Origin of the sequence: Enterobacter sp. ECC-175 (assembly GCF_043968675.1) — a bacterium.
In the GTDB taxonomy this organism is placed as follows: Bacteria; Pseudomonadota; Gammaproteobacteria; order Enterobacterales; family Enterobacteriaceae; genus Enterobacter.
In genome coordinates, this window is sequence record NZ_CP143776.1 from 2356152 (window position 1) to 2381758 (window position 25607).

Consider the following 25607-nt stretch of genomic DNA (forward strand, 5'->3'; position numbering starts at 1 on the left):
GTAAAGAGTTCCCCCGCCAGCCTGCGCTCGCGGGGGGAGGGGTGATTACGCGATCGCGTTCTCTTCCAGCTGGCGCATAAAGTCGCGCACCCAGTCCATGCGGGTTTTACGTTCAGCCAGCTCCTGCGTAAACTTCAGGCGCGTCGGGCCATCAAGGCGGAAGTGCTGCGGCTGCTTTTGCAGAAGGCCGATAAGCCACGCCGGGTTGACGTGGTTTTTCTCGGCGAACTCAATTACGCCGCCTTTTTCGTTGCCTTCCAGCTTGCGGATGCCCAGCTTCTGCGCCTGCTGGCGAAGTCGGGCGATATCCAGCAGGTTGCGCGCCGGATCGGGGAGCAGGCCAAAGCGGTCGATCAGCTCCACCTTGATCTCCTCCAGCTCGCCTTCGCTTTTCGCGCTGGCGATCCGCTTATAGAAGGAGAGGCGCGTATTCACGTCTGGAATAAAATCGTCCGGCAGCAGGGACGGCATGCGCAGCTCGACTTCGGTCTGCTGGCTGGTGAGATCCTCCAGCGACGGCTCGCGGCCTTCCTTCAGCGCGTCAACCGCGTTCTCCAGCAGCTCCATGTACAGCGAGAAGCCGATGGTTTCCATCGAGCCGCTCTGGTCTTCACCCAGCAGCTCGCCGGCACCGCGGATCTCCAGGTCGTGAGTCGCCAGCGCAAAGCCTGCGCCCAGGTCTTCCAGCGAGGCGATGGCTTCCAGACGCTTTTGCGCGTCGGTGGTCATCGCTTTCGGATGCGGCGTCAGCAGCCAGGCGTAGGCCTGATGGTGCGAACGCCCGACGCGCCCGCGCAGCTGGTGAAGCTGCGCGAGGCCGAAGTGGTCCGCGCGCTCGATGATGATGGTGTTGGCGGTGGGGATGTCGATCCCGGTCTCAATGATGGTCGTACACACCAGCACGTTAAAGCGCTGGTGGTGGAAGTCGTTCATCACCCGCTCAAGCTCGCGCTCGCGCATCTGCCCGTGGCCGATCGCCACGCGCGCTTCTGGCACCAGCTCGGCCAGCCGGTCCGCCGCTTTCTGGATATTTTCCACGTCGTTATAGAGGTAGTAGACCTGGCCGCCGCGCAGGACTTCGCGGAGGATCGCCTCGCGCACCACCAGGTTATCGTACTCGCGGACGAAGGTTTTCACCGCCAGACGGCGCGCGGGCGGGGTGGCGATAATCGACAGGTCGCGCATGCCGCTCATCGCCATATTCAGCGTGCGCGGGATCGGCGTGGCGGTCAGGGTCAGAATGTCGACGTCGGCGCGCATCGCCTTAATGCGCTCCTTGTGGCGAACCCCGAAGCGATGTTCTTCATCGACGATGAGCAGGCCTAAATCCTTCCACTTCACGTCGCTTTGCAGCAGCTTGTGGGTGCCGATCAGAATGTCGATCTTGCCCTCGCTGGCCTGCTCCAGAATCTGCGTTTGCTCTTTGGCGCTGCGAAAACGCGACAGCATCTCGATGCGCACCGGCCAGTTGGCGAAGCGGTCGCGGAAGTTGTCAAAGTGCTGCTGGGCAAGCAGGGTGGTCGGCACCAGCACCGCCACCTGCTTGTTGTTCTCGACCGCAAGGAAGGCGGCGCGCATCGCCACTTCGGTTTTGCCGAAGCCCACGTCGCCGCAAACCAGCCTGTCCATCGCCAGCGGCTGGCACATGTCGCTCAGCACGGCGTTGATCGCCTGAGCCTGATCCGGCGTGGTTTCGAACGGGAAGCTGTCGCAGAACAGCTGATACTGTTCCTTTTCATGCTTAAAGGCGAATCCCTCTTTGGCCGCGCGCTGGGCGTAGATGTCCAGCAGTTCGGCGGCCACGTCGCGGACCTTTTCCGCCGCCTTCTGACGCGCGCGCGCCCAGGCGTCTCCGCCCAGCTTGTGCAGCGGGGCATTGTCCTCCGCGCCGCCCGCGTAGCGGCTAATCAGGTGCAGGGACGACACCGGCACGTACAGCTTTGCGTCGTTGGCATAGGTCAGCATCAGGTATTCGCCCTTAATGCCGCCGGCCTCCAGCGTCGTCATTCCCTGATAGCGCCCCACGCCGTGTTCGAGGTGAACAATCGGCTGGCCGGGGTGCAGCTCCGCCAGGTTGCGGATCAGCGTATCCGGGTTGATGGTGCGGCGGCTGTCCTGACGACGGCGCGCCACGCGCTCCCCGAGGAGGTCGCTTTCGCAAATCAGCGCCAGGTTGTTCAGGGTATCGATAAAGCCATGCTCGGCGGCGCCGATCATCAGGAAGCGCCCGTTTCCGCTGGCTTCGCTCAGGCGATGGATGCGTTTGGGTAAAACTTTAATCCGACCCAGCAGCTCGCCAAGGGCCTCGCGGCGGCCTTCGCTCTCAACCGAGAACACCACCGGCCCGGTGAAGGACTCGAGAAATTTGCGCAGGTTATCCAGCGGTGATTTCTGCTGCGCCTGCACGGAGAGATCCGGCAGCGTCTGGAAGCCCAGATTGGTGTTCGCCGCTTTGTCCGCCAGAACGTCGGTTTTGAGCTGCATGCGCGGCCAGCGCTTGAGCTCGGAATTAAGTTCGTCGGTGCGCAGCCAGAGCGCTTCCGGCGGCAGAAGCGGGCGCATCGGGTCGACGCCGCGGTTTTCAAAGCGCGCGCGCGTCTCGCTCTCAAAGCGGCTGGCGCTGGCGTCGATATCGCCGGTGTTCACAATCAGCGTGTTCGCCGGGAAGTAACTGAACAGCGGCGGCAGGGGCTCATTGAAGAACAGGGGTTGCCAGTATTCGATTCCGGCAGGCAGCGTGCCTTTGCTCACCTGCTGGTAGATATGCTCGGCGTCGCGCTTGACGTCGAACCTGTCGCGCCACTGGCTGCGGAACAGCTCGATGGCGGTTTTGTCGGTTGGAAACTCGTGTGCGGGCAGCAGGTTGATGGAGTCGACCTCATCGAGCGTGCGCTGGGTATCGGCGTCGAAGACGCGCAGGCTGTCGATTTCGTCATCGAAGAAGTCCAGGCGGTAAGGCTGGTCGCTGCCCATCGGATAGAGGTCAAGCAGCGCGCCGCGCGTGGCGTATTCGCCGTGCTCCATCACCTGATCGACGTGGCGATATCCGGCGCTGTCGAGCTGCGCGCGCAGGGCGTCGCGGGACAGGCGCTGGCCCTTTTTCATCACCAGCGCATGGCCGTGCAGATAGCTGTGCGGACAAACCCGCTGCATCAGCGTGTTGACCGGCACAATCAATACGCCGCGCTGCATCGTCGGCAGCTGGTACAGGGTCGACAGGCGTGAGGAGATGATTTCCTGATGCGGCGAGAAGCTGTCGTACGGCAGCGTTTCCCAGTCGGCGAGGCTGAACACCAGGCTGTCGGTGAACTGGCGGATTTCGTCATGCAGGCGCAGGGCGTTTTGCATATCCGGGGCAACCAGAACGACCGGGCCGGGGTGTCGTTCCGCAATTTCAGCCACCAGCGTGGCGCAGGCGGCACCCGTAAGTTCACCGAGCTGGCGCTGATCGCCCGCTTTGACGGGCAAGGAATAACGATAGTGTTCAGGCATGTCTTTATCAGAGTCTCTTATGGATATACCTACAGTATTGGGGCATATCACTGATACGCAATGTCTTTATTATCCTCGATCGTTTTACATTAGCAAACCGTAACCGCACGACGGGAAAAATCGCCCCGAAAGCGGGGCGACGAGGAGGCTAGCGTGCGGCCGGATCCGGGGCGAGGCGAGCCGGAGGGGAGAAGAAAACGTCACCAAAGAGCGCGGTAGAGGCCTTGCGGGCACCGAGGCCGACCAGCGTACAGATCAGCAGGCTGGCGAACGGATAGAACAAAATCAGGGCGAGCTCGGCCCAAACCGGCCAGGTCGCGGCGTTCATTTCGCCAATCAGGAACAGGCTAAAGGCCTCAATCAGGATGCGGTGGGTGGTGTAGATCGCAATGGTGTTTGACCCCACCACGTTCAGCAGGTTGTTGGGATGAACGGCGTAGCGCTGCTCAACGCTGTAGAAGACTTTCATGATCAGCAGGATCGACAGCAGCGAAAGCAGCAGCGGCACGTTCGCGAACCACAGCGCCACGGACGCCGCGCCGAAAGCGATAACGGGCAGCAACGCGCGGCGAAGCGCCAGCCCTTTCATCCACGCCATCAGCTCCGCGCCAAACCACGCGCCCAGGCTGTAGTAAATGATGTTACGCACCACGCTGTTCATGCCCCACCACGGCAGCGGCATGAAGTTAATCGCCACGCTCGCCAGCGCGAACAGGCCGAGCACCGGCAGCTTCCAGCGGCTCAACGCTTTGCACAGCGTGAAGTAGATCACCAGCGCGTACAGATACCAAAGGCTGGTGCTGGCGGTGAGCATGCCGCGAATGAACCCGGCAAACGAATCGGCGTAGGCGGCGTTGGAGGCGGCGGCCAGCTCCCGCTCCGGCGCAAGCCAGGCGTTGAGATGAGTCAGCGCCTGCCACTGCAGCACGCCCCACAGCGCCAGCACCCAGACGATGCTCCAGATGCGTTTGTCGAGGCTTCCGCGCCAGTCCATCTCGTCAATGTAGCGGCGGATTAAATATCCTGAGATAAAGAAAAAGACCGGCATGCGAAACGGCGCGAGGTAAAGATTGAAATAGACCCAGCACTTGGCGAGCAGGCCCGAGTACGGATGCTGTAGCCCTTCAAGATGCGGGTAAAAGGTGATGACCGAGTGGTAAATCACAACCAGGCAGATGCACAATCCTTTTATCTGGTTAATCCATAATGCTTTTTGTTTCATCGGGAACCGATACCTGTTTTGCCATAAATAGGCGGTTATCCTGGGTGAACGGGGAGGGGAAGTAATCGGTAAGAGTCTGTATCGGGACGATTTTCGGAAAAGGTGGAGGCCTCTGAGAGCTTGTCAGGCAATTAGCACTATGATTTATCTGAATTTTTTGGAAAAATGATTACCGAAGCTTACGGTTTCAGTCATTTACGCTTTGCGGATTCGCTTATATACTCGTGGGTCTGCTACCAGCAAACAGACGGATTTCATGTACCAACCTGTCGCACTTTTCATAGGCTTACGCTACATGCGTGGGCGCGCCGCGGACCGCTTCGGTCGCTTTGTCTCCTGGCTTTCTACCATTGGCATTACGCTTGGCGTGATGGCGCTGGTGACGGTGCTTTCCGTCATGAACGGCTTCGAACGCGAGCTGCAAAACAACATTCTGGGGCTGATGCCGCAGGCCGTTCTCTCTTCGAACAACGGTTCCGTTAACCCGCAACAGCTGCCGGAAAAAAGCGCGGCGACGTTACAGGGTGTCACGCGCGTTGCACCGCTAACCACCGGGGACGTGGTGCTGCAAAGCGCCCGCAGCGTGGCGGTGGGCGTGATGCTGGGCATCGACCCGGCGCAAAACGACCCGCTGACGCCGTACCTGGTTAACGTGAAGCAAACCGACCTCGAAGCAGGCAAATACAACGTCATTCTGGGCGAACAGCTTGCCGGACAGCTTGGCGTCAACCGCGGCGATCAGCTGCGCGTGATGGTGCCGTCTGCGAGCCAGTTTACGCCGATGGGGCGCCTACCAAGCCAGCGCCTGTTCAACGTCGTAGGCACGTTTGCGGCCAATAGCGAAGTCGATGGCTACCAGATGCTGGTCAACATTCAGGACGCCTCGCGCCTGATGCGCTACCCGGCGGGCAACATTACCGGCTGGCGCCTGTGGCTCGACGCGCCGCTGAAGGTGGACACGCTCAGCCAGCAGAAATTGCCGGAAGGGACAAAATGGCAGGACTGGCGCGACCGCAAGGGCGAGCTGTTCCAGGCCGTGCGCATGGAAAAGAACATGATGGGGCTGCTGCTGAGCCTGATCGTCGCCGTGGCCGCGTTCAACATCATCACCTCGCTGGGGCTGATGGTGATGGAGAAGCAGGGCGAAGTGGCGATACTGCAAACGCAGGGGCTGACGCCGCGCCAGATCATGGCGGTCTTTATGGTGCAGGGGGCCAGCGCGGGGATTATCGGCGCGCTGCTCGGCGCCGTGCTGGGGGCGCTTCTCGCCAGCCAGCTTAACAATTTAATGCCGATTATCGGCGCATTGCTTGACGGCGCGGCGCTGCCGGTGGCCATTGAGCCGCTGCAGGTTATTGGTATTGCGCTGGCCGCGATGGCCATTGCGCTGCTTTCAACGCTTTATCCTTCCTGGCGCGCTGCCGCCACCCAACCCGCTGAGGCTTTACGCTATGAATAAGATCCTGCTGCAATGCGACAACCTGTCCAAACGCTATCAGGAAGGCGCCGTGCAGACCGACGTGCTGCACAACGTAAGCTTTAGCGTGGGTGAAGGCGAGATGATGGCGATTGTCGGCAGCTCCGGTTCCGGCAAAAGTACCTTGCTGCACCTGCTGGGCGGGCTGGATACGCCGACCGAAGGCGACGTGATTTTTTCCGGCAAGCCGCTAAGCAAAATGTCTTCAACCGCGAAAGCGGAGCTGCGCAACCGCGAATTAGGCTTTATCTATCAGTTCCACCATCTGCTTCCGGACTTTACGGCGCTGGAAAACGTGGCAATGCCGCTGCTGATCGGCAAAAAGAAACCGGCAGAAATTAACGCCCGCGCCAGCGATATGCTGAAAGCGGTTGGGCTGGGGCACCGTGGAAACCACCGCCCTTCCGAACTGTCCGGCGGCGAGCGCCAGCGCGTGGCGATTGCGCGCGCGCTGGTCAACAACCCGCGCCTGGTGCTGGCGGATGAACCGACCGGAAACCTGGACGCCCGCAACGCGGACAGCATTTTCCAGCTGCTGGGCGAGCTAAACGCGTCTCAGGGCACCGCGTTCCTGGTGGTGACCCACGATCTGCAGCTGGCGAAACGAATGGGGCGCCAGCAGGAGATGCGCGACGGTCATCTGAACGCCGAGCTAACCCTGATGGGGGCCGAGTAATGGCTTCACCGTTATCGCTACTCATTGGGTTACGCTTTAGCCGCGGTCGCCGCCGCGGCGGCATGGTATCGCTGATCTCCGTCATCTCCACGATCGGCATTGCGCTGGGCGTGGCGGTGCTGATCGTTGGGCTTAGCGCCATGAACGGCTTTGAGCGCGAGCTGAACAACCGCATTCTGGCCGTGGTCCCGCACGGCGAGATCGAGCCGGTTAACCAGCCGTGGACCAGCTGGCGCGATGCGCTCGCCAAGGTGGAGAAAGTCCCGGGCGTCGCGGCGGCGGCGCCGTACATTAACTTTACCGGGCTGGTGGAAAGCGGCGTTAACCTGCGCGCCATTCAGGTGAAAGGGGTGAATCCGGCACAGGAAGCGCGCCTGAGCGCGCTGCCGCAGTACGTGCAGAACGGCGCGTGGGCAAACTTTAAGGCCGGCGAGCAGCAGATCATCATGGGCAAAGGCGTGGCCGATGCGCTGAAGGTGAAGCAGGGCGACTGGGTTTCGATCATGATCCCGAACGCCAGCGCCGACCACAAGCTGCAGCAGCCCAAGCGCGTGCGCCTGCACGTCACCGGCATTCTTCAGTTAAGCGGGCAGCTTGACCACAGCTTTGCGATGGTGCCGATGGAAGACGCGCGGCAGTATCTGGACATGGGCGAGAGCGTGACGGGCATTGCCATTAAGGTGAACGACGTCTTTAACGCCAACAAGCTGGTGCGCGATGCGGGCAGCGTGACCAATAGCTATGTCTACATCAAAAGCTGGATCGGCACTTACGGCTATATGTACCGCGATATCCAGATGATCCGCGCCATTATGTATCTGGCGATGGTGCTGGTGATCGGCGTGGCCTGTTTTAACATCGTTTCAACGCTGGTGATGGCGGTGAAGGACAAGAGCGGCGACATCGCCGTGCTGCGCACCCTGGGGGCCAAAGATGGCCTCATTCGCGCCATCTTCGTCTGGTACGGCCTGCTGGCAGGGCTGTTCGGCAGCCTCTGCGGCGTGGTCATCGGGGTGGTGGTTTCGCTCCAGCTGACGCCAATCATCAACGGCATCGAGAAGCTGATCGGTCACCAGTTCCTGTCGGGTGATATCTATTTTATCGATTTTCTGCCGTCCGAGCTGCACTGGCTGGACGTCATTTACGTGCTGGTAACAGCACTTTTGCTAAGTCTGCTGGCAAGCTGGTACCCGGCGCGTCGCGCAAGCCGAATCGACCCGGCGAGGGTATTAAGTGGCCAGTAATTTCGTCATGGTTTAGCGGTCTTTTGGCCGCTGAATCAAACAGAGGAATGCATCATGTATTACGGATTTGATATTGGCGGCACCAAGATTGCGCTGGGCGTGTTCGATAAAGACCTTAAGCTACAGTGGGAAACGCGCGTTCCCACGCCTCGCGAAAGCTACGATGAATTCTTAACCGCCATCGCCGCGCTGGTGGCCCAGGCGGATCAACGCTTTGGCGTGAAGGGCAGCGTCGGCATCGGCATCCCGGGCATGCCCGAAACCGATGACGGCACGCTGTACGCCGCCAACGTTCCCGCGGCCAGCGGTAAACCGCTGCGCGCCGACCTCTCTGCTCTCCTTGAACGCGACGTGCGTTTAGATAACGATGCAAACTGTTTTGCCCTCTCGGAAGCGTGGGACGATGAATTTCGCGCCTATCCGCTGGTGATGGGGCTGATCCTCGGCACCGGAGTGGGCGGCGGGATCGTCATTAACGGCAAACCGATCACCGGGCGAAGCTACATCACGGGCGAATTTGGCCATATTCGCCTGCCCGTTGACGCGCTGGAGGTGGTAGGGCGTGATTTTCCGCTGACGCGCTGCGGCTGTGGCCAGCACGGCTGTATAGAGAATTACCTCTCCGGACGCGGGTTTGCATGGCTTTACGAACACTTCTATCATCAGAAACTTGAGGCCCCGCAGATCATTACCCTGTGGGAGCAAGGGGATGCGCAGGCGCGCGAGCATGTCGAACGCTATCTCGATCTGCTGGCGGTATGCCTGGGTAATATCCTGACGATTGTCGACCCTGACCTGCTGGTGATCGGGGGCGGGCTGTCAAACTTTAGTGCGATTACGGAACAGCTGTCGGGGCGCCTGCCGCGACATTTATTGCCGGTCGCCCGCGTGCCGTGCATTGAACGCGCGCGTCACGGGGACGCAGGAGGCATGCGCGGAGCCGCATTCCTTCATCTTACCGATTAAGTTAACGAGGTTGCTATGCTGTCGCGTCGCCAGGGTCGACTCAGCCGTTTTCGCAAAAACAAACGCCGCCTGCGCGAACGCCTGCGCCAGCGGATATTTTTCAGAGACAGGATGATGCCAGAAGCGATGGATAAACCCAGAGTGGTGGTATTGACCGGAGCGGGGATCTCCGCCGAATCCGGTATTCGTACCTTTAGGGCGGCCGACGGCCTGTGGGAAGAGCACCGCGTAGAAGATGTGGCGACGCCGGAAGGCTTCGCCCGCGACCCGGAGCTGGTGCAGGCGTTTTATAACGCGCGCCGACGCCAGCTCCAGCAGCCGGAGATTGCGCCGAACGCGGCGCATCTTGCGCTGGCTAAGCTCGAAGAGGCGTTAGGCGATCGTTTTCTGCTGGTAACGCAGAATATCGATAACCTGCACGAAAGAGCGGGCAATAAAAACATCATCCACATGCACGGCGAGCTGCTGAAGGTTCGCTGCGACTGGAGCGGTCAGGTGCTTGACTGGAAAGACGACGTGCTGCCGGAAGATAAATGCCACTGCTGCCAGTTCCCGGCGCGGCTGCGCCCGCACGTGGTTTGGTTTGGTGAAATGCCGCTGGGGATGGATGAGATTTACAGCGCGCTGGCCATGGCGGACGTCTTTGTTGCGATTGGCACTTCCGGGCACGTTTACCCGGCTGCGGGATTTGTTCACGAAGCGAAGCTGCAGGGCGCCCATACGGTGGAGCTCAATCTCGAGCCAAGCCAGGTGGGAAGCGAGTTTGAAGAGAAGCACTATGGGCTGGCGAGCGAAGTGGTGCCGAAATTTGTGGATCGGCTGCTGAAAGGGCTTTAAGGGTTATCTCTCACCCCTCACCCTAACCCTCTCCCCATAGGGGAGAGGGGATAGCATGGAGCCGTCTTTTCCCCTCCACTCCAGAAAGGGCACGGATCGGTCTTTTCCCCCTCGCCCCTATGGGGAGAGGGCCGGGGTGAGGGGAAGACAGGCGCTACATTAACGACCCGCTTTTAGCTTCTGGTAATACTCTTCATACAGGCGGCTTGCATCGCCCACGTCGTTCTGCCATTCACCTTTGCTGACGGTTTCCGCATCCGGATACAGCGACTTGTCGTTGGCCACTTCCGGACTGAGCAGCTTACGCGCCGCCAGGTTTGGCGTAGGGTAACCGATCGTTTCCGCGACCTGTTTCGCCACGTCCGGGCGCAGAAGGAAGTTGATCAGCTTCAGCGCGCCGTCGACGTTTTTGGCGTTAGACGGGATCGCAAGGCTGTCCATCCAGAAAATCCCGCCTTCCTTCGGCCAGACGATCTCGAGCGGCGTTCCCGCTTCGCGCGCCACGAACGCGGAACCGTTCCACACCATGCCCAGGTTTACCTCGCCTTCCATATACGGATTCGCCGGGTTATCCGAGTTAAACGCCGCCACGTTCGGCATCAGCTTTTTCAGCTCGTTGTAGGCGGCTTCAATCTCTTTCGGGTCGGTCGTGTTGCCGGAAAGCCCAAGCTTGCGCAGCGCAACCTGGAACACTTCGCGCGCGTCGTCGGTCAGCAGCAGGCTGCTTTTATACTCCGGCTTCCACAGGTCGGCCCAGCTGGTCACGCTCTTCGGATCGATGGCGTCGCTGTTGACGCCGATCGCCGTTGCGCCCCAGATGTACGGAATGGAGTAGTCATTGCTCGGGTCAAACGGCTTGTTGAGCATCTCCGGATCGAGGTTTGAAAAATTCGTTAGCTTCGTTTTGTCGATCTTCTGGATCATGCCCTCTTTGCGCATCTTGTCGACGAAGTAGGTCGATGGCACCACCAGATCGTACGCGCCGTCTTTGTAGGTTTTGAGCTTGGCGTACATAGTTTCATTCGACTCGTACGTCGAATAGATGACCTTGATCCCCGTCTCCCTGGTGAACTGCTCCAGCAGGCCGGGCGGAACATACTCGGTCCAGTTGTAGAAATAGAGCGTTTTACCGTCGTCAGCGTGCGCCGCACCCATGCCGAGCGCCAGCGCCGCGGCGGCAAGTATTTTTTTCATTTCATTGTCCCCTGAGATTTTGTTTTATCACGCGCAATAATCTGGCTGGCAACTACCAGAACCAGCGATAACATCAGCAGAATGGTGGCCAGCGCATTCACTTCGGGTGAGACCCCGACTTTTACCATGGAGTAAATCTTCAACGGCAGAATTTCATAGCTCGGCCCGGTCACGAAGGAGGACACAACCACGTCGTCCATCGACAGGGTAAAGCTTAACAGCCATCCCGCCGCCACGGCGGGCATCGCCAGCGGCAGGATGATTTTGCGCAGAATGGTCATCTCGCTGGCACCGAGATCTTTCGCGGCCTCCAGCATGCGCACGTCAAAGCCCTTCAGGCGGGCGTAAACGGTGACAACCACAAACGGCAGGCAGAAGGTGATGTGCGAGAACAGCAGCGACCAGAAGCCCAGCTGCACGCCCAGCAGCATAAACAGCACCAGCAGCGAAATGGCCATCACGATGTCCGGTGACATCATCACCACAAACAGCATGCCGCTGACGAACGGCTTGCCGCGAAAGCGGTAGCGATAAAGCGCTACGGCGGTGAGGGAACCAATCAGCGTGGCGAAGGTGGCCGAGACGATCGCCATTGTGAGCGAGTGCTGGGCCGCCTGCAGCAGGCTGTCGTTGTTCATCAGCAGGCTATACCATTTGGTGGTAAACCCCTGCCAGCTAATCCCGAAGCGCGAGCTGTTAAACGAATTCACGATCAAAATGATAATCGGAATATACAGATAGGCATAAATGGCGGTCATAAAACCGCCGCGAAGCAGTCGACCGATCATTCGAGTTCCACCTTCTTGTTCAGCAGGCGCGACGCGCGCCAGTAGACCAGCAGCATCAGCCCCATCACCACCGTCAGCGTAATGCTGGTGGCGGAGCCAAACGGCCAGTCGCGGATGTTGAGGAACTGGCTTTTGATCACGTTACCGATAAGCAGGTTTTTCGCGCCGCCCATCAGGTCCGAAACGTAGAACAGCCCCATCGCGGGAAGCATCACCAGCAGGCAGCCCGCGACGATGCCCGGCATGGTGAGCGGAAGGATGATGCGGATAAAAGTTTGTAGCCTGCTGGCACCCAGATCTTTCGCCGCTTCCAGCAGCGGTTTATCGAGCTTCTCGATGCTGGAGTAGAGCGGCATCACCATGAACGGCAGCAGAATATAGACCAGGCCAATGATGACCGCGCTCGGGGTAAACATGATGCGTATCGGCGTATCAATCACCCCCAGCCACAGCAGGAACTCGTTGAGATAGCCCTTGGTGCTGAGGAAAATTTTCAGCCCATAGATGCGGATCAGCGAGTTGGTCCAGAACGGGACGATCAGCAGGAACAGCAGCAGCGGGCGCACCTTGTGCGGCAGGCGCGCGAGGAACCAGGCGAAGGGATAGCCCAGAACCAGACAGGCGAGGGTGGCGATCAGCGCCATATTCAGCGAGTGCAGCAGCACGTCGAAGTAGAGCGGATCGAGCAGCCGCGCGTAGTTATCCAGCGTAAAGACGAGCTTGACGAAGCTGACGTCATCGCGGGTCAGGAAGCTGGTGGCAACGATCATCAGGTTGGGTAAAAAGACGAACAGCACAAGCCAACCGACGATCGTGGCAATCACCACATTCTGGAATTTACTTGTGTTCTTCATCAGCCAGCACAACCTCCCAGCTTTCTACCCAGTTAATCACCATTTTCTGGTCGAGCGAGTGGTCAAAGTCCGGGTCGTCCTCGTTAAAGAACTCGCTGACCATCACCATCTTGCCGTTTTCCAGCTCAACCACGGATTCCAGGGTCATGCCCTTATAGTTACGCTCGCGTATGTAGCCGATTAAGCCTTCCGCTTCGCTCTGGTCGTGAATTTCATCGACGCGTAAATCTTCCGGGCGCAGCAGCACGTTGAGGCGTTGTCCCGGTTCGACGGCAAAATTGACGTAAATATTACACTCGCGGCCCTCAACGCTGGCGCGGACCCGCTGCGCGTCCAGGCGCTCGATCACCGTTGCGCTGAAAATATTGATCTCGCCAATGAAGCTGGCGACGAACAGGTTCTTCGGCTCTTCGTAGATTTCGCGCGGCGTACCGTCCTGCTCGATTTTGCCGTCGCGCATCACGACGATCCTGTCGGACATGGTCAGCGCTTCTTCCTGGTCGTGGGTCACGAAGACAAAGGTAATGCCAAGCTTGCGCTGTAGCGCCTTCAGCTCGTTTTGCATCTGCTTGCGCAGCTTATAATCCAGCGCGGAAAGGGACTCGTCCAGCAGGAGCAGGCGAGGCTTGTTCACCACGGCGCGCGCAATCGCGACGCGCTGCTGCTGGCCGCCGGAAAGCTGGTGCGGCTTACGCTGGGCAAACTCTTCAAGCTGAACCATCCGCAGCGCATCGGTCACGCGCGGGGCGATCTCGCTCGCGGGCGTTTTTTGCATGCGCAGGCCAAACGCCACGTTCTCAAACACGGTCATGTGCGGGAACAGGGCATAGCTCTGGAAAACGGTATTCACGTGACGCGCTTCGGCGGGAACCTGGGTTATCTCCTGGTTCTCAAGATGGATGTGTCCGCGATCGACGCTTTCAAGGCCGGCGATCAGGCGCAGAACGGTTGTTTTGCCGCAGCCGGAAGGGCCAAGCAGCGTGAGAAACTCACCGTCGTTGATGGTCAGGCTGAGGTCGGAAATCACCTCTTTGCCGTCGTAAATTTTACGGATTCGTTCCAGCTGCACCAGCGGTGAAAGGGAACGGGGTTGTGTATTCAATTTTTGCACTGTCCCATATAGACGCTTCAGGCCGCAGGCCGAAGCGGGGTTTGTGTGTAACCACCTTGGTGACTCTTAAAGAGGGCGGACATTCTACGGCAAACCCCCACTCTCGCCAATCCTTGTGACTGATTCATAAGCTACATTTATTAACGAATAACGACATAAACGGAAAATATTCTCGTTTGCGGGATAAAAGTGACCTGACGCAATATTTGCGGTTTCATGCTTAATGATAATGTTGTCACAAAAAGTGAGGGTGGCTGCATGGATAAATTACTTGAACGTTTTTTACAGTACGTTTCGCTGGATACCCAATCTAAGCCGGGTGTCCGCCAGGTGCCGAGCACCGAAGGCCAGTGGAAATTATTGAATCTTCTTAAAGAGCAGCTTGATGCCATGGGGCTGGTCAACGTCACGCTCAGCGAGAAAGGGACTGTGATGGGCACGCTGCCGGCTAACGTTGAGGGCGATATTCCGGCGATTGGCTTTATCTCCCATGTTGATACCTCACCTGATTTTAGCGGTAAACATGTTAATCCGCAGATCGTTGAAAACTACCGCGGCGGTGACATTGCGCTGGGCATTGGCGATGAGGTGCTGTCGCCGGTGATGTTCCCGGTGCTGCATCAGCTGCTCGGCCAGACGTTGATTACCACCGATGGCAAAACGCTGCTGGGCGCCGATGACAAAGCCGGTATCGCGGAAATCATGACCGCGCTGGCGGTGCTGAAAGGCAAAAACATTCCCCACGGTGATATTCGCGTGGCGTTTACGCCGGACGAAGAGGTGGGGAAAGGGGCGAAACACTTTGACGTGGAAGCCTTCAACGCGAAGTGGGCCTATACCGTTGACGGCGGCGGGGTGGGCGAACTGGAGTTTGAAAACTTCAACGCGGCCTCAATTACGATCAAAATCGTCGGCAATAACGTTCATCCGGGCTCTGCAAAAGGCGTGATGGTGAACGCGCTGTCGCTGACCGCACGCATCCACGCCGAGGTCCCTGCCGAAGAGAGCCCCGAGCAGACGGAAGGCTATGAGGGCTTCTACCATCTGACCAGCATTAAGGGCACCGTAGACAGCGCGCAGATGCACTACATCGTCCGCGACTTTGACCGCAAGGCCTTCGAAGCGCGCAAGCGCAAGATGATGGAGATTGCGAAGAAGGTCGGCAAGGGGCTGCACCCGGACTGCTACATTGAGCTGATCATCGAAGACAGCTACTACAACATGCGCGAGAAGGTGATGGAGCATCCGCATATTCTCGATATCGCCCAGCAGGCGATGCGTGACTGCGATATTGAGCCCGAGCTTAAGCCTATCCGCGGCGGCACTGACGGTTCCCAGCTGTCATTCATGGGGCTGCCGTGCCCTAACCTGTTTACCGGCGGATATAACTACCACGGCAAGCACGAGTTCGTCACCCTCGAGGGGATGGAAAAAGCGGTGAAGGTGATTGTGCGCATTGCGGAGCTGACGGCGAAGCGGTAGCTGTTAAAAAGCCGGGTGGCGGCTGCGCCTTGCCCGGCCTACTATCATGGGTTTGTAGGCCCGGTAAGCGAAGCGCCTCCGGGCATCAAAGCGACTTAGTCCTCAAAGAACCAGTACCCGCTGTTAACCAGCGCGGCAAGCATGGCGAGGAATGAAGGATCTTCCAGCGCGTCGCCGAAGGTCTCTGCGCTTAAGACCATATGGCTGGCGATAGCCTCCAGCGCGGGACGGTGCGGGGAATCCAGCTTCTCGCCGTTAACGAATACCTCTTCGCCAATACGCAGCACGCGCAGGCCGCCCAGTCGCACAAGCTTGTCGCCCTGCTGAAGCGCATCGTAAATCTCGTCAGCCTGATACGGCGGCTCCGGCGGCGCGACGTCCAGCTCGTGACGTGACTGGCTGATAAACTCACCAAACCACTGCTTAAACTGTTCCGGCTCGTTAATTAAATCCAGCATCATACCGCGCAGCTTATCCAGCTCCTGCGGCAGGATATCCGCCGGGTGCTCACGCGCGGGCACGTCCGGATCGCTGTAGCGATAGCTGCCCAGCTCGCGCTGAAGAACGTAGTCCGCAAAGCCGCTGATCATTTCGCGACCGCTTGGCGCGCGGAAGCCGACCGAGTAATTCAGCGAGTTTTCCAGCGAATACCCTTCGTGCGGGAATCCTGGCGGAATGTAGAGGATATCGCCCGGCTCCAGCTCTTCATCGATAATCCCTTCAAACGGATCGACCTGAAGAAGGTCTGGGTGTGGACAATGCTGCTTCATCGGCACTTTCTCACCAACGCGCCAGCGGCGGCGGCCCGTGCCCTGAATGATAAAGACGTCGTACTGGTCCAGATGCGGGCCGACGCCACCGCCGGGCACGGAGAAGGAGATCATTAGATCGTCCATTCGCCAGTCGGGCAGGGCGCGGAACGGACGCATCAGGGCTGCGGTCGGCTCGTGCCAGTGGTTAACGGCCTGTACCAGCAGCGACCAGTTGTTCTCACCGAGATGATCGTAGCTTTCAAACGGACCGTGGCTGACCTGCCATTTTCCGTCCTGATGGCTGACCAGGCGGCTGTCTACCTCGCTTTCCATCGCCAGGCCGGCGAGTTCGTCAGGGGAGAGGGGATCGACAAAATTGCTGAACCCGCGTTTCAGAACGACCGGGCGTTTTTGCCAGTAACGTTCGATAAAATCGGGCCAGTTAAGCGTTAAGTGATAATCCATAGTTATTATTCCGCAGGCTCTTACTGAGTCGGATTATAACGGAAGCGCAGGCCACCGGGGGCGAGAACCTCGCATTTTTCGCACGACGGGCTAACTATCGTGCGATGTGGGGTGCTGAAGGCCAAACACAACCTCCATTTTTGCACCGCCCAGCAGGCTTTCGCCGGTTTCAATTCTTCCGTCGTATTGATCGACAATCTCTCGCGCAACGGATAATCCCACGCCCTGACCGGGGCGCAGCGTATCTACGCGCTGGCCCCGATCGAAGACCAGATCGCGCTTGTTGTGCGGAATACCGGGGCCATCGTCCTCGACGATGATATGCAGCTCGTCATCCGTCAGGCGGGCAGAGACCTCAACAAACTCAAGGCAATATTTGCAGGCGTTATCAAGCAGGTTGCCCATAACTTCCATAAAGTCATTTTTCTCGCCAACGAAGCTGATTTCCGGCGAGATATCGAGGCTAATATTGACCCCTTTACGCTGATAAACCTTATTCAGCGCGGAGGTGAGGTTATCGAGAATCGGAGCCACGGGGTGCAGCTCGCGGCTCAATATCGCGCTGCCGGAGCGCATGCTGGCGCGATGGAGATAGTAGCCAATCTGCTGGGAGATGCGGCTGATCTGCTCCAGCATCACCGGCTCGGCGTCGTCGACGCTCAGCTTTGCGCTACGCATCGAGCGCAGGGTGCTTTGCATCACCGCGAGCGGCGTTTTGAGGCTGTGCGTCAGATCGGTCAGCGTGGTGCGATACTTATCATTGCGCTCCCGCTCGCTGCTCAGCAGGCGGTTGAGGTTCTGCACCAGGCTGGTCAGCTCGCGGGTCGTCTGCGGGTTAAGGTTTTCACGATGGTGTTCCTCCAGTTCGCGTACCTCTTTCGCCAGCGACTCAATTGGGCGCAGGCTCCACCAGGCGGCAATCCACAGCAGCGGGATCACCAGCAGCAGGTTGGCAGCCAGAACATAGATGAACCAGCTCCAGACCATATAGGAGCGTTTAAGCTCAACCGGAATGGTGTCGACCACCACAATGGTCAGCTGCGGCATATCCGTCGTGGCGGGATAAAGGTTAATGGCGACGGAGTGCGTCATCTCCGTTTCGTCGTCATCGGCGCGGATCTCGTTCAGCTTCTGCTGCAAAGAGCGATCGTCGCGGATAAGCGAGCTGGTGGCGTTAAGATCGGCTTCAATCTCGTGGAAACCGTTGGTTCGGAGCCATTCAGGGCGAATGCGCTTCGTCAGCCAGGGGACGTCGCGCTGCGCCCACAGCAGCTTACCCTTCTCGTTATAGATCAGCGCCAGCGTGGGGCTTTGCTGGTTGAGGTTCTCCGGCATCTCGACGCTGATCCGATTGTTTTCCCATTTTGCCAGGGTATAGAACAGGTTACTTTCGCCGCGCAGCAGGCGGAAGGTGGTTTTATCGAAGCTGACGCTGTACCCCACCAGCGCCACCATGCCGTAGGAGAGGGACAGCACCAGCACCACGGCGGCGGTGGCCAGTAAAAAGCGGACCCGCAGCGAAAGGGGCAGGATGAGGCGCAAAATCTTTTTCATTTAGCGCAGTTCGAACAGGTAGCCCTGGCCGCGCACCGTGGTGATCACATCATCAGGATACTGTGCCTGAATTTTCTTGCGCAAACGCCCCATCAGCACGTCAATGGTATGGCTTTCGCGCAGCTCGGCGTCAGGATAAAGCTGGAGCATGAGGGAATCTTTGCTCACCACTTTGCCGTTGTTGCGGATCAGCGTTTCCATAATGGTGTATTCAAACGCGGTGAGCTTAATCACTTCATCATTGATGGAAAACTCACGGCGAGAGAGATCGACCTGAAACGGCGGAATGGAAATAACCTGCGACGCCAGGCCGCTGTTGCGGCGCAGCAGCGCCTGCATGCGCGCGGCGACTTCTTCAATATGGAAAGGCTTGGTCACGTAGTCGTCCGCACCGGCGCTGAGCACTTCCACTTTGTCCTGCCAGCCTTCGCGGGCGGTCAGTACCAGCACCGGCAGGGAAACATCGTGGCTGCGCCAGCGGCGGATCAGCGACAGACCGTCCTCATCCGGCAGCCCTAAATCGACGATGGCAATATCCGGCATGTGTTCATTGAGATAATAATCGGCTTCTTTTGCATCTTCGGCATCGTCCACCTGATGTCCCATCTCCTGAAGCTGAACCTTCAGGTGATGGCGCAGCAATGCATTATCCTCAACAACCAATACGCGCATCATCTCTTCTCCCTAAATAATTGGTATGAATAGTTTAACGCTGATTATTGATGTTGGAACCAGCGTAATGACATTAAATGACTTTTTTCAGAGGTACAGACCTTTTGGGAGCGTACTGGGGTACTGCTGTTGGCATCCGATTGCGGGGAAGGGCTGCAATCAGCGCCTGGTACTCATGCAGTCGACGCGGGTCCGGGTCTGTCTCAGTTAGCCAGAGCCTGGGTACGCCCTCATAAGGAGCGTGTAATATAAACTGACTTCAATGAGTAAGCTTCTGCATTTCTGAGAAAACAGCCATTTGTTTATTGACCGTTGAGGGCGCACGGTACCGTCGCGTTGTGTTCGGCATTGCCGGGTTAAACGTCGTTCCGACAGGCTGTTCCTCCCGCTTAACAAAGACATATTTGCCTGACTGGTTGGCAGCGCCCGGATGAGAGATAAAAAATGACGGTTCCCGTTCTGGTATCGAGCCCCTCTATTTTGAGCGGGTTAAGGTTTGGCCCTATGACCGGAAAACATCCTGTGCCTGTATGCCATAGAAGGGATAGTCATGGAAAAGCAGTAGTAAGACGGTACACAGAAAATGAAATGGGAAAACTATCTAATATTAAAGACATGCCAGTAAAGAATTAAGTCTGAATAACAATTCATTAAATTTCTTTAACTAATATTAAATATTTTTACACGAGAAAATGAGTTTGTTGGCATAGCTCATTATTTAACGAATCGTGTTATTTAATTAGGATCTGTAGCAAGGTTATGGCTTGCAGGTAAAAATAATTCGTACCAAAGAATCAAATCGAAGGCGCTCAACGTCAAAAAATTGATCGCTGTCAACGATCGATAGAAAGATATTAATCGGTATTGGCGATAGATATAACGAAATTGATCGCTGCTAGCGATCAATGGTTCTTTTCATGTAATATTAACGGGCTTATATGTCTGCAAGAGATCTCCCGTGCAAGGCTGATTGCAAATCGAATCCTGGAATTTCAGGTGATTTTTTTATTTTTGGACTTACGTTTATGAAGATAACATTCCTCAGGGGGAAACTTAATTTCCGGAAGCCCGTGAATATATTTTTCCTGTGTCTGATTGGGGGGACAGTTTTAGTGATTGCAATTGCAAGCTGTCTTCAGTGGCAGGAGCAGGTAAATGTTTACGACCGTCTAAGCCTTGACGCGGTAAATAATGCCCGTGTCGACTTTGAGCTGGCGTTTGACGAAGTTGGCACGCAACTCAATGAGTTAGGTCATGCTCTGGAAAATGCAAAAAACATTGACAATATTTACAGTCATATCCCCCAGCTTAGGCGATCTTTGATGATTGCGCTGGCGCTCATCTCCATTGCTGACTCCCTCTACATAGCGGATACCAAAGATCGTTTATTCCTTACCCCCTATTTTCAGCATGAGAAAATACCCAGTTTTAAACCGTCAGAACGTCCGTGGTTTATCCAGCATGCTTCAAATTCACGGCAAACCAAATTTTCGAGTGGTTATTATGACCTCTTTACCAACAAAGAAGTGTTTTCGCTATCCAGACGCATACTTAATAGGGGGGGGGACTACAATGTTGCAGGGGTAGACATTAATGCTGAAAGGGTGACCAATACGCTAAAGAAAATGAAGTTGACCCTTTCTGCTCAGGTATTTCTCATTAACGAAGAAGGGCAACGGATCCTGGGTAACGAAAAAAAATGGCAACCCCTGACGAAGGCGCAGCTCTCCCGTCTCTATGGCACAGAGGGTATTATCAGAGACCCGGAGAATGGCCGCAGGATTTATTACAGCAGAATGCTATACCCCGAATGGACTGTTCTGATGGTTGCCGACCATTCGATAATGAATCAAATCCTGCTTGAGGAAAGTATCATGCCCGCAGTCACATTGCTGACAGCGATTGGTTTGCTGCTTGTGGCATGGTGGCGGTCCCTGCAAAATCTGCATCTTTTTTACCTCAAGCTTGCAAGCACGCTCAACAGCGACACGGCCCACCCCATGGATGTTGACAAGCTGTTGGAAACGGAGCTGGTTAAAAACCAGGTTACCCTTCGCGATATTGAGCAGCAGAGCCGAACAGACAGCCTTACCGGACTGTTAAACCGCCAGGCCTTCAATGACGATATTGATAGGCTTATCGGGCAGAACACCGACAGGCTGACTCTGGCCTTAATCGACCTCGATAACTTTAAGACGATTAATGATACTTTCGGACATCAGACCGGGGATGAAGTTCTGAAAGCATTTGCGTCCGCCGCCCGCGCTGGGCTTGATGAAGCGGTTGCAAGGCTTTATCGCTACGGCGGAGAGGAGTTTGCCGTTATCTACACCCATATCTCACCCGAACAGGCAAAGGATATGCTGGATGCTGTCCGCCTGGCGTTCAGCACGCGCAAATGGCGTGAAGGAATGAAACACGTTTCATTTAGCGCCGGAATGAAAACCCGCATCGATGAGAGCGTCCAGGAGTTGATTGCAGGTGCAGACACATACCTCTACAGGGCGAAGCGCTGCGGGAAAAATAAGATTGTGGACAACCCTCAGACAGGAGATGTCAGGTAATGAAAACGCTCAATATCACCCGTTACCTGAACCTGACTTTTGGAGGTCTGACGCTGAGTGCGGTGATACTGTTTAGTCTCTATTACGTAGGCCAGCGACACATCATCGCCGAGTCCTATCATCGCCTGAGCCGGGAATACACTGAAAACATGCACAATTACATCCAGCAACGGTTTGAGGAATATGAACATCAGATAAAGTCTCTGACGCACGCTATAGGTAAATATAATGACATTGAATCTATTATTACCTCCCCTGAGAAGACTAAATTCAGCCAGGCACTGAACCTTATGCCTCAGGCCAGCGCCCTGATTATCAGCGATATGACCGGTCGTTTTGTTCGCTTTCCTGAGCTGGATAAGAAGACGGCCTCCAGGGATTTCGATCCCCGTACACGTCCCTGGTTTATCGCTTCCGCCAGCTTTGACTCGCAGGCCAAATTTGTACCTCCCTACAGTGATAGTTTTACTCGCCAGGAATGGTTTTCCGTCTCCTCAGCTATCTTCGATCAACGCGGGCTTCAGTCGGGCGTAGCGGCAATCGCGATTAAAACGCCAGCCCTCATGAAAAAGCTGGAGCGCTTCCGGGGACCAGCTCCCGGCAGATTGCGGCTGGTTAACGACAGCGGGGAAATTATTATGGGACCCGATATAGTCGATAAAAGCGTGTTTAAAAAAAGCGGCAGAAGCCAGGGCTATTTCGAGACTAACAATGCCTGGATCTATTATTACCAACTGGAACACCCAAAGTGGTATCTGGCCTACGAATTTCCTAAGCACGAGTTCTACTCGCGGGTCAGAGGCGAGAGCATGACGGTCATATATTCTGCCTGTTTCGGGCTGATGATGCTCTTCATCTGCTGGGGAGGGATGCACTTCGTAGCAGGGCGCATTGAAAACGTACTGACCGGCGCAATCTTGCGCAAAAAGTCGGCTGGCAACAATATTGATCTTCCCTCAGCCATGGAAAACGTTCATCAGCGTCGCATGAAGTTACATAGTCAAGCGATGCATGATGGTCTCACCGGCCTGCTTAACCGACGGGCATTCGACCATCTTTTACAGGATATTCAGGAAAATAAGCGCGCCTGCTGCATCGCGCTGCTGGATATTGATAACTTCAAGTCTATCAACGATGAATGGGGCCATCTGATGGGCGACGATGTGCTGCGAAGACTTTCGTCGCTCGCGGGAGAGTACCTTAATCAGGGAGATATCCGGATATTCCGCTATGGCGGGGAGGAGATAGCGATAGTGTTCCTTGAAATCTCAACTGACCGTGCGTTGGATGCACTTGAAAAATTGCGCGTGGCGACAGAATCGCAAAAGTGGCCTCATGGACGTGGGCCTGAACGCGTGACTTTTAGTGCTGGATTAACCTCATGCGACTTGCTGGGCGTTCATGCTGCCGTCAGAAAAGCAGATGCCCTGCTCTATGAAGCCAAAAGACAGGGAAAAAACAGGATATTAACGTGATTACTCATCGCCCTTAAGGGCGATGCTTCTCAAAATGTTGGCCGCAATACTGAAAATATTCATAGAGTTCCTGCAACATTTTTGGCAATACGTCATGTGCGTAATACGCCGGGCACCGCTTCTTGTTTGATGTGCGGAGGCAGTCATATTGATTGTTCTGATAAGTGGTTTTGATTTATAACTATGGTGTATTGCTTCTACTTGAAGGGCGACATTCGACAGCATACGTAGGTATGCGAGCAACTTCTATAGCAAGAGATACATCACCGGGAGTTACCCGGCGCGCCATCATTTCAGTTAATTTTTCCCAATGGAAGGGTTTAAAGTGTTCAAGCTAAGTTCATCAATACTAGCCATTTTCCTGCTGTCCGGCTGTACTTCTGACGTTACTATCCACCCTCCTCAAAGACCTGAGTATAAAACGATGCCAGAGATATCTCAGTCTGTTACGCCAACGCAGCAGCGTGCCATCATGGCGGGTGAGCGGCCTGACTGGTCGGAACGGACGACAGTCCCCACGATGAGACGATATTAATAAGCTAAGGCTGCCATTCGGTGGCCGTTTTTTATTTTCTAAGAACAGCGCCCACTGAATACTGCGGCGTTGATAATGACGCGACCAGCCAAACCGTGGCCGCGGCGACAATGTTGCGGAACGCAAAAAGTGAAGATTTGGGCACATCAACATTGAGTAAACCGGGGAAAAGCAGTCCCCTTTCCGGATGGAAAGGGGAGCGGGAGGTTATTTCAGCTCGTCAACCATGGTCATGGCGCGGCCGATATAGTTGGCTGGTGTCATGGCCTTCAGGCGCGTCTTTTCTTCTTCCGGCAGTTCCAGCCCGTCGATGAACTGTTTCATGCCTTCGGCGTCAACGCGCTTGCCGCGGGTCAGCTCCTTCAGCTTTTCGTACGGCTTTTCGATCCCGTAGCGGCGCATCACGGTCTGAATCGGCTCCGCCAGCACTTCCCAGTTGTGATCCAGCTCGTCCAGCAGGCGATCGCGGTTAACTTCCAGCTTGCTCACGCCCTTTAGGGTTGACTGGTAGGCGATCAGCGCGTAGCCAATGCCCACGCCCAGGTTACGCAGCACGGTGGAGTCGGTCAGGTCGCGCTGCCAGCGGGAAACCGGCAGCTTGCTGGCCATGTGCTGCAGCACCGCATTTGACAGCCCCAGGTTGCCTTCGGAGTTCTCGAAGTCAATCGGGTTGACCTTGTGCGGCATGGTGGAAGAGCCGATTTCACCGGCGATGGTTTTCTGCTTGAAGTGGTTCAGCGCGATGTAGCCCCACACGTCGCGATCGAAGTCGATCAGGATGGTGTTGAAGCGCGCGATGCAGTCGAACAGCTCGGCGATGTAGTCGTGCGGCTCAATCTGCGTGGTGTACGGGTTCCACTGAATGCCCAGAGAGGTCACGAACTCTTCGCTGAACTGGTGCCAGTCCACTTCCGGGTAAGCGGCAATGTGGGCGTTGTAGTTGCCGACCGCACCGTTGATTTTGCCCAGAATTTCAACCTGCTCCAGCTGGCGATACTGGCGCTCCATGCGGTACGCCACGTTCGCCATCTCTTTCCCCATGGTGGATGGAGTGGCTGGCTGGCCGTGGGTACGGGAGAGCAGCGGAATGTCGCGGTATTCCACGGACAGCGCTTTCACCGCATCAATAATTTTACGCCAGTACGGCAGAACAACCTCTTTGCGCGCGGTGGAGAGCATCAGCGCGTGGGAGAGGTTGTTGATGTCTTCAGAGGTACAGGCGAAGTGAATAAACTCAGACACCGCGTGCAGGGCTGGAACGCTTTCAACTTTCTCTTTGAGGAAGTATTCAACCGCCTTCACGTCGTGGTTGGTGGTGCGCTCGATGGTCTTAATGCGCGCGGCGTCTTCTTCGTTAAACCCGGCAACGATTCGATCAAGGTAATCGTTTGCCTTTTCATCAAAAGCAGGAACTTCCTTGATTGCTGCCTGGGCGGCCAGCTTTTGCAGCCAGCGTACTTCAACCTGAACACGGAACTTCAGCAGGCCATATTCGCTGAAGATCCCGCGCAGCGCGCTGACTTTATCGCCGTAGCGTCCGTCGACAGGGGATACGGCGGTCAGTGAGGATAATTCCATAATTCGCAACTCCGGGAGGTTAACAATGAGCAAGAATTTGTTTTGCCTGAGTCGTCAGGCGATTACGAGAGAACATCAGCTGCAGGCGGCCACCGCCAACCTGGTGCCACAGCACGGCGGCACGAATGCCGGCCAGCAGCGAGGCGCGAACCTTCGCCTGAACCTGCGGGCTTTGCAGAACCGCAGGTGAGCCGGTGACCTGAATGCGCGGCCCCAGCGGGCTGATCACGTCAACGTAGATACCGGCCATGGCGCTCAGCAGCGTTTCGGACTGCAGGTCGAAGTGATCGAGCTGGCGCTGCAGCCCGGCGATGCGATCGCCGAGGGTGTCCAGCGCGCCTTTTGCGGCGCTGAGCTTACGTTCGAGAACCATCAGGCTAAGCGTGTAGCGGGTGAGCTCCGCGTTGAGTCCCTGGCGGTTGCTGGCGTTGAGCACGCCGAGAAGCGTTTCCAGACCGAGGCGAAGGTTGGTTTCACTGCCGCCAAATACGCCAATCGTCGAGCCTGGGTTGAGATCGATGACGCTATTAAGTGAAACGTGCAGGGCGTCAGCGTCGCAATGACCCTGATGCGCGAGCTGTTGCACCAGACGGGCTGACTGGCAAATTCCCGCCAGCGCCAGGGTGATGTCGTAGTAGTTCTTCGCCACACGCTCTCCTTTATGTGTGT

General features: G+C 56.6%; 19 protein-coding genes. 8 read left to right on the top strand and 11 right to left on the bottom strand.

The window, feature by feature from the left end; translation table 11 throughout:
* Positions 1–45: 45 nt before the first annotated feature.
* Together mfd and V1599_RS11120 are read right to left on the bottom strand one after the other, a co-directional pair.
* Positions 46–3492, bottom strand: coding sequence for a transcription-repair coupling factor (mfd, locus tag V1599_RS11115; RefSeq protein WP_395300026.1), 3447 nt, complete (start codon positions 3490–3492; stop codon positions 46–48).
* A 148-nt stretch (positions 3493–3640) separates the two neighbouring features.
* Positions 3641–4714, bottom strand: a complete 1074-nt coding sequence (locus tag V1599_RS11120) for an acyltransferase family protein (protein WP_395300027.1) — start codon at positions 4712–4714, stop codon at positions 3641–3643.
* Between the two features lie 256 nt (positions 4715–4970).
* Between V1599_RS11120 and lolC the strand changes: the two genes are divergently transcribed.
* Genes lolC through cobB form a run of 5 tightly spaced genes read left to right on the top strand, consistent with a single transcriptional unit; the run spans position 4971 to position 9914 of the window.
* Positions 4971–6173 carry a lipoprotein-releasing ABC transporter permease subunit LolC gene (gene lolC, locus V1599_RS11125; protein WP_112009373.1) on the top strand — a complete coding sequence of 401 codons (1203 nt, stop codon included), beginning with the start codon at positions 4971–4973 and terminating at the stop codon, positions 6171–6173.
* A complete protein-coding gene (lolD, locus tag V1599_RS11130; RefSeq protein ID WP_395300028.1) occupies positions 6166–6867 on the top strand; it encodes a lipoprotein-releasing ABC transporter ATP-binding protein LolD in 702 nt (233 codons plus the stop codon). The genes lolC and lolD overlap by 8 nt, the downstream gene beginning before the upstream one ends.
* Positions 6867–8111: a lipoprotein-releasing ABC transporter permease subunit LolE gene (lolE, locus tag V1599_RS11135; RefSeq protein ID WP_112009375.1), complete on the top strand. Its 1245-nt coding sequence runs from the start codon at positions 6867–6869 to the stop codon at positions 8109–8111. The genes lolD and lolE overlap by 1 nt, the downstream gene beginning before the upstream one ends.
* 54 nt (positions 8112–8165) lie before the next feature.
* On the top strand, positions 8166–9077 hold the full coding sequence (gene nagK, locus V1599_RS11140) for an N-acetylglucosamine kinase (RefSeq protein WP_395300029.1): 912 nt from the start codon (positions 8166–8168) through the stop codon (positions 9075–9077).
* Between the two features lie 15 nt (positions 9078–9092).
* Positions 9093–9914, top strand: coding sequence for a Sir2 family NAD+-dependent deacetylase (cobB, locus tag V1599_RS11145; protein ID WP_395300030.1), 822 nt, complete (start codon positions 9093–9095; stop codon positions 9912–9914).
* A 159-nt stretch (positions 9915–10073) separates the two neighbouring features.
* Here the strand turns inward: cobB and potD are convergent, their stop codons facing one another.
* From potD to potA, 4 genes are read right to left on the bottom strand one after another with little or no spacing between them, the layout of a single operon-like run.
* Positions 10074–11108: a spermidine/putrescine ABC transporter substrate-binding protein PotD gene (potD, locus tag V1599_RS11150; protein ID WP_112009378.1), complete on the bottom strand. Its 1035-nt coding sequence runs from the start codon at positions 11106–11108 to the stop codon at positions 10074–10076.
* Complete coding sequence (potC, locus tag V1599_RS11155; protein ID WP_297117946.1) at positions 11105–11896, bottom strand: spermidine/putrescine ABC transporter permease PotC; 792 nt, start codon at positions 11894–11896, stop codon at positions 11105–11107. Before potC ends, potD begins: the two co-directional genes overlap by 4 nt.
* On the bottom strand, positions 11893–12750 hold the full coding sequence (potB, locus tag V1599_RS11160) for a spermidine/putrescine ABC transporter permease PotB (protein ID WP_112009380.1): 858 nt from the start codon (positions 12748–12750) through the stop codon (positions 11893–11895). Before potB ends, potC begins: the two co-directional genes overlap by 4 nt.
* Positions 12734–13882, bottom strand: coding sequence for a spermidine/putrescine ABC transporter ATP-binding protein PotA (gene potA / locus V1599_RS11165; RefSeq protein ID WP_395301572.1), 1149 nt, complete (start codon positions 13880–13882; stop codon positions 12734–12736). Before potA ends, potB begins: the two co-directional genes overlap by 17 nt.
* 237 nt (positions 13883–14119) lie before the next feature.
* Between potA and pepT the strand changes: the two genes are divergently transcribed.
* A complete protein-coding gene (gene pepT, locus V1599_RS11170; RefSeq protein WP_395300031.1) occupies positions 14120–15343 on the top strand; it encodes a peptidase T in 1224 nt (407 codons plus the stop codon).
* Positions 15344–15438: 95 nt separating this feature from the next.
* Here pepT and V1599_RS11175 read toward each other — a convergent pair whose 3' ends face one another.
* From V1599_RS11175 to phoP, 3 genes are all read right to left on the bottom strand, one after another.
* Complete coding sequence (locus tag V1599_RS11175; protein WP_112009383.1) at positions 15439–16560, bottom strand: cupin domain-containing protein; 1122 nt, start codon at positions 16558–16560, stop codon at positions 15439–15441.
* Between the two features lie 90 nt (positions 16561–16650).
* A complete protein-coding gene (gene phoQ, locus V1599_RS11180) occupies positions 16651–18114 on the bottom strand; it encodes a two-component system sensor histidine kinase PhoQ (RefSeq protein WP_112009384.1) in 1464 nt (487 codons plus the stop codon).
* Positions 18115–18786, bottom strand: a complete 672-nt coding sequence (gene phoP / locus V1599_RS11185; RefSeq protein ID WP_112009606.1) for a two-component system response regulator PhoP — start codon at positions 18784–18786, stop codon at positions 18115–18117.
* A 938-nt stretch (positions 18787–19724) separates the two neighbouring features.
* Between phoP and V1599_RS11190 the strand changes: the two genes are divergently transcribed.
* The gene (locus tag V1599_RS11190) at positions 19725–21350 is read left to right on the top strand and encodes a diguanylate cyclase domain-containing protein (protein WP_395300032.1); all 1626 of its coding nucleotides are present in this window, start codon (positions 19725–19727) and stop codon (positions 21348–21350) included.
* Positions 21350–22825, top strand: coding sequence for a diguanylate cyclase (locus V1599_RS11195; RefSeq protein WP_395300033.1), 1476 nt, complete (start codon positions 21350–21352; stop codon positions 22823–22825). Before V1599_RS11190 ends, V1599_RS11195 begins: the two co-directional genes overlap by 1 nt.
* A gap of 742 nt (positions 22826–23567) precedes the next feature.
* Here the strand turns inward: V1599_RS11195 and purB are convergent.
* Positions 23568–24938: an adenylosuccinate lyase gene (gene purB, locus V1599_RS11200; protein WP_395300034.1), complete on the bottom strand. Its 1371-nt coding sequence runs from the start codon at positions 24936–24938 to the stop codon at positions 23568–23570.
* Between the two features lie 19 nt (positions 24939–24957).
* Positions 24958–25587, bottom strand: a complete 630-nt coding sequence (gene hflD / locus V1599_RS11205; RefSeq protein ID WP_395300035.1) for a high frequency lysogenization protein HflD — start codon at positions 25585–25587, stop codon at positions 24958–24960.
* Between the last annotated feature and the right edge of the window lie 20 nt (positions 25588–25607).

Bases quoted from the DNA above. Each gene is read 5' to 3' on its own strand.
- pepT (WP_395300031.1), top strand. From the start codon at position 14,120: ATGGATAAATTACTTGAACGTTTTTTACAGTACGTTTCGCTGGATACC.
- phoQ (WP_112009384.1), bottom strand. From the start codon at position 18,114: ATGAAAAAGATTTTGCGCCTCATCCTGCCCCTTTCGCTGCGGGTCCGC.
- lolC (WP_112009373.1), top strand. From the start codon at position 4,971: ATGTACCAACCTGTCGCACTTTTCATAGGCTTACGCTACATGCGTGGG.
- purB (WP_395300034.1), bottom strand. From the start codon at position 24,938: ATGGAATTATCCTCACTGACCGCCGTATCCCCTGTCGACGGACGCTAC.
- V1599_RS11120 (WP_395300027.1), bottom strand. From the start codon at position 4,714: ATGAAACAAAAAGCATTATGGATTAACCAGATAAAAGGATTGTGCATC.
- phoP (WP_112009606.1), bottom strand. From the start codon at position 18,786: ATGCGCGTATTGGTTGTTGAGGATAATGCATTGCTGCGCCATCACCTG.
- lolD (WP_395300028.1), top strand. From the start codon at position 6,166: ATGAATAAGATCCTGCTGCAATGCGACAACCTGTCCAAACGCTATCAG.
- potD (WP_112009378.1), bottom strand. From the start codon at position 11,108: ATGAAAAAAATACTTGCCGCCGCGGCGCTGGCGCTCGGCATGGGTGCG.
- V1599_RS11190 (WP_395300032.1), top strand. From the start codon at position 19,725: ATGTCTGCAAGAGATCTCCCGTGCAAGGCTGATTGCAAATCGAATCCT.
- V1599_RS11195 (WP_395300033.1), top strand. From the start codon at position 21,350: ATGAAAACGCTCAATATCACCCGTTACCTGAACCTGACTTTTGGAGGT.
- potC (WP_297117946.1), bottom strand. From the start codon at position 11,896: ATGATCGGTCGACTGCTTCGCGGCGGTTTTATGACCGCCATTTATGCC.
- cobB (WP_395300030.1), top strand. From the start codon at position 9,093: ATGCTGTCGCGTCGCCAGGGTCGACTCAGCCGTTTTCGCAAAAACAAA.
- nagK (WP_395300029.1), top strand. From the start codon at position 8,166: ATGTATTACGGATTTGATATTGGCGGCACCAAGATTGCGCTGGGCGTG.
- lolE (WP_112009375.1), top strand. From the start codon at position 6,867: ATGGCTTCACCGTTATCGCTACTCATTGGGTTACGCTTTAGCCGCGGT.
- mfd (WP_395300026.1), bottom strand. From the start codon at position 3,492: ATGCCTGAACACTATCGTTATTCCTTGCCCGTCAAAGCGGGCGATCAG.
- V1599_RS11175 (WP_112009383.1), bottom strand. From the start codon at position 16,560: ATGGATTATCACTTAACGCTTAACTGGCCCGATTTTATCGAACGTTAC.
- potB (WP_112009380.1), bottom strand. From the start codon at position 12,750: ATGAAGAACACAAGTAAATTCCAGAATGTGGTGATTGCCACGATCGTC.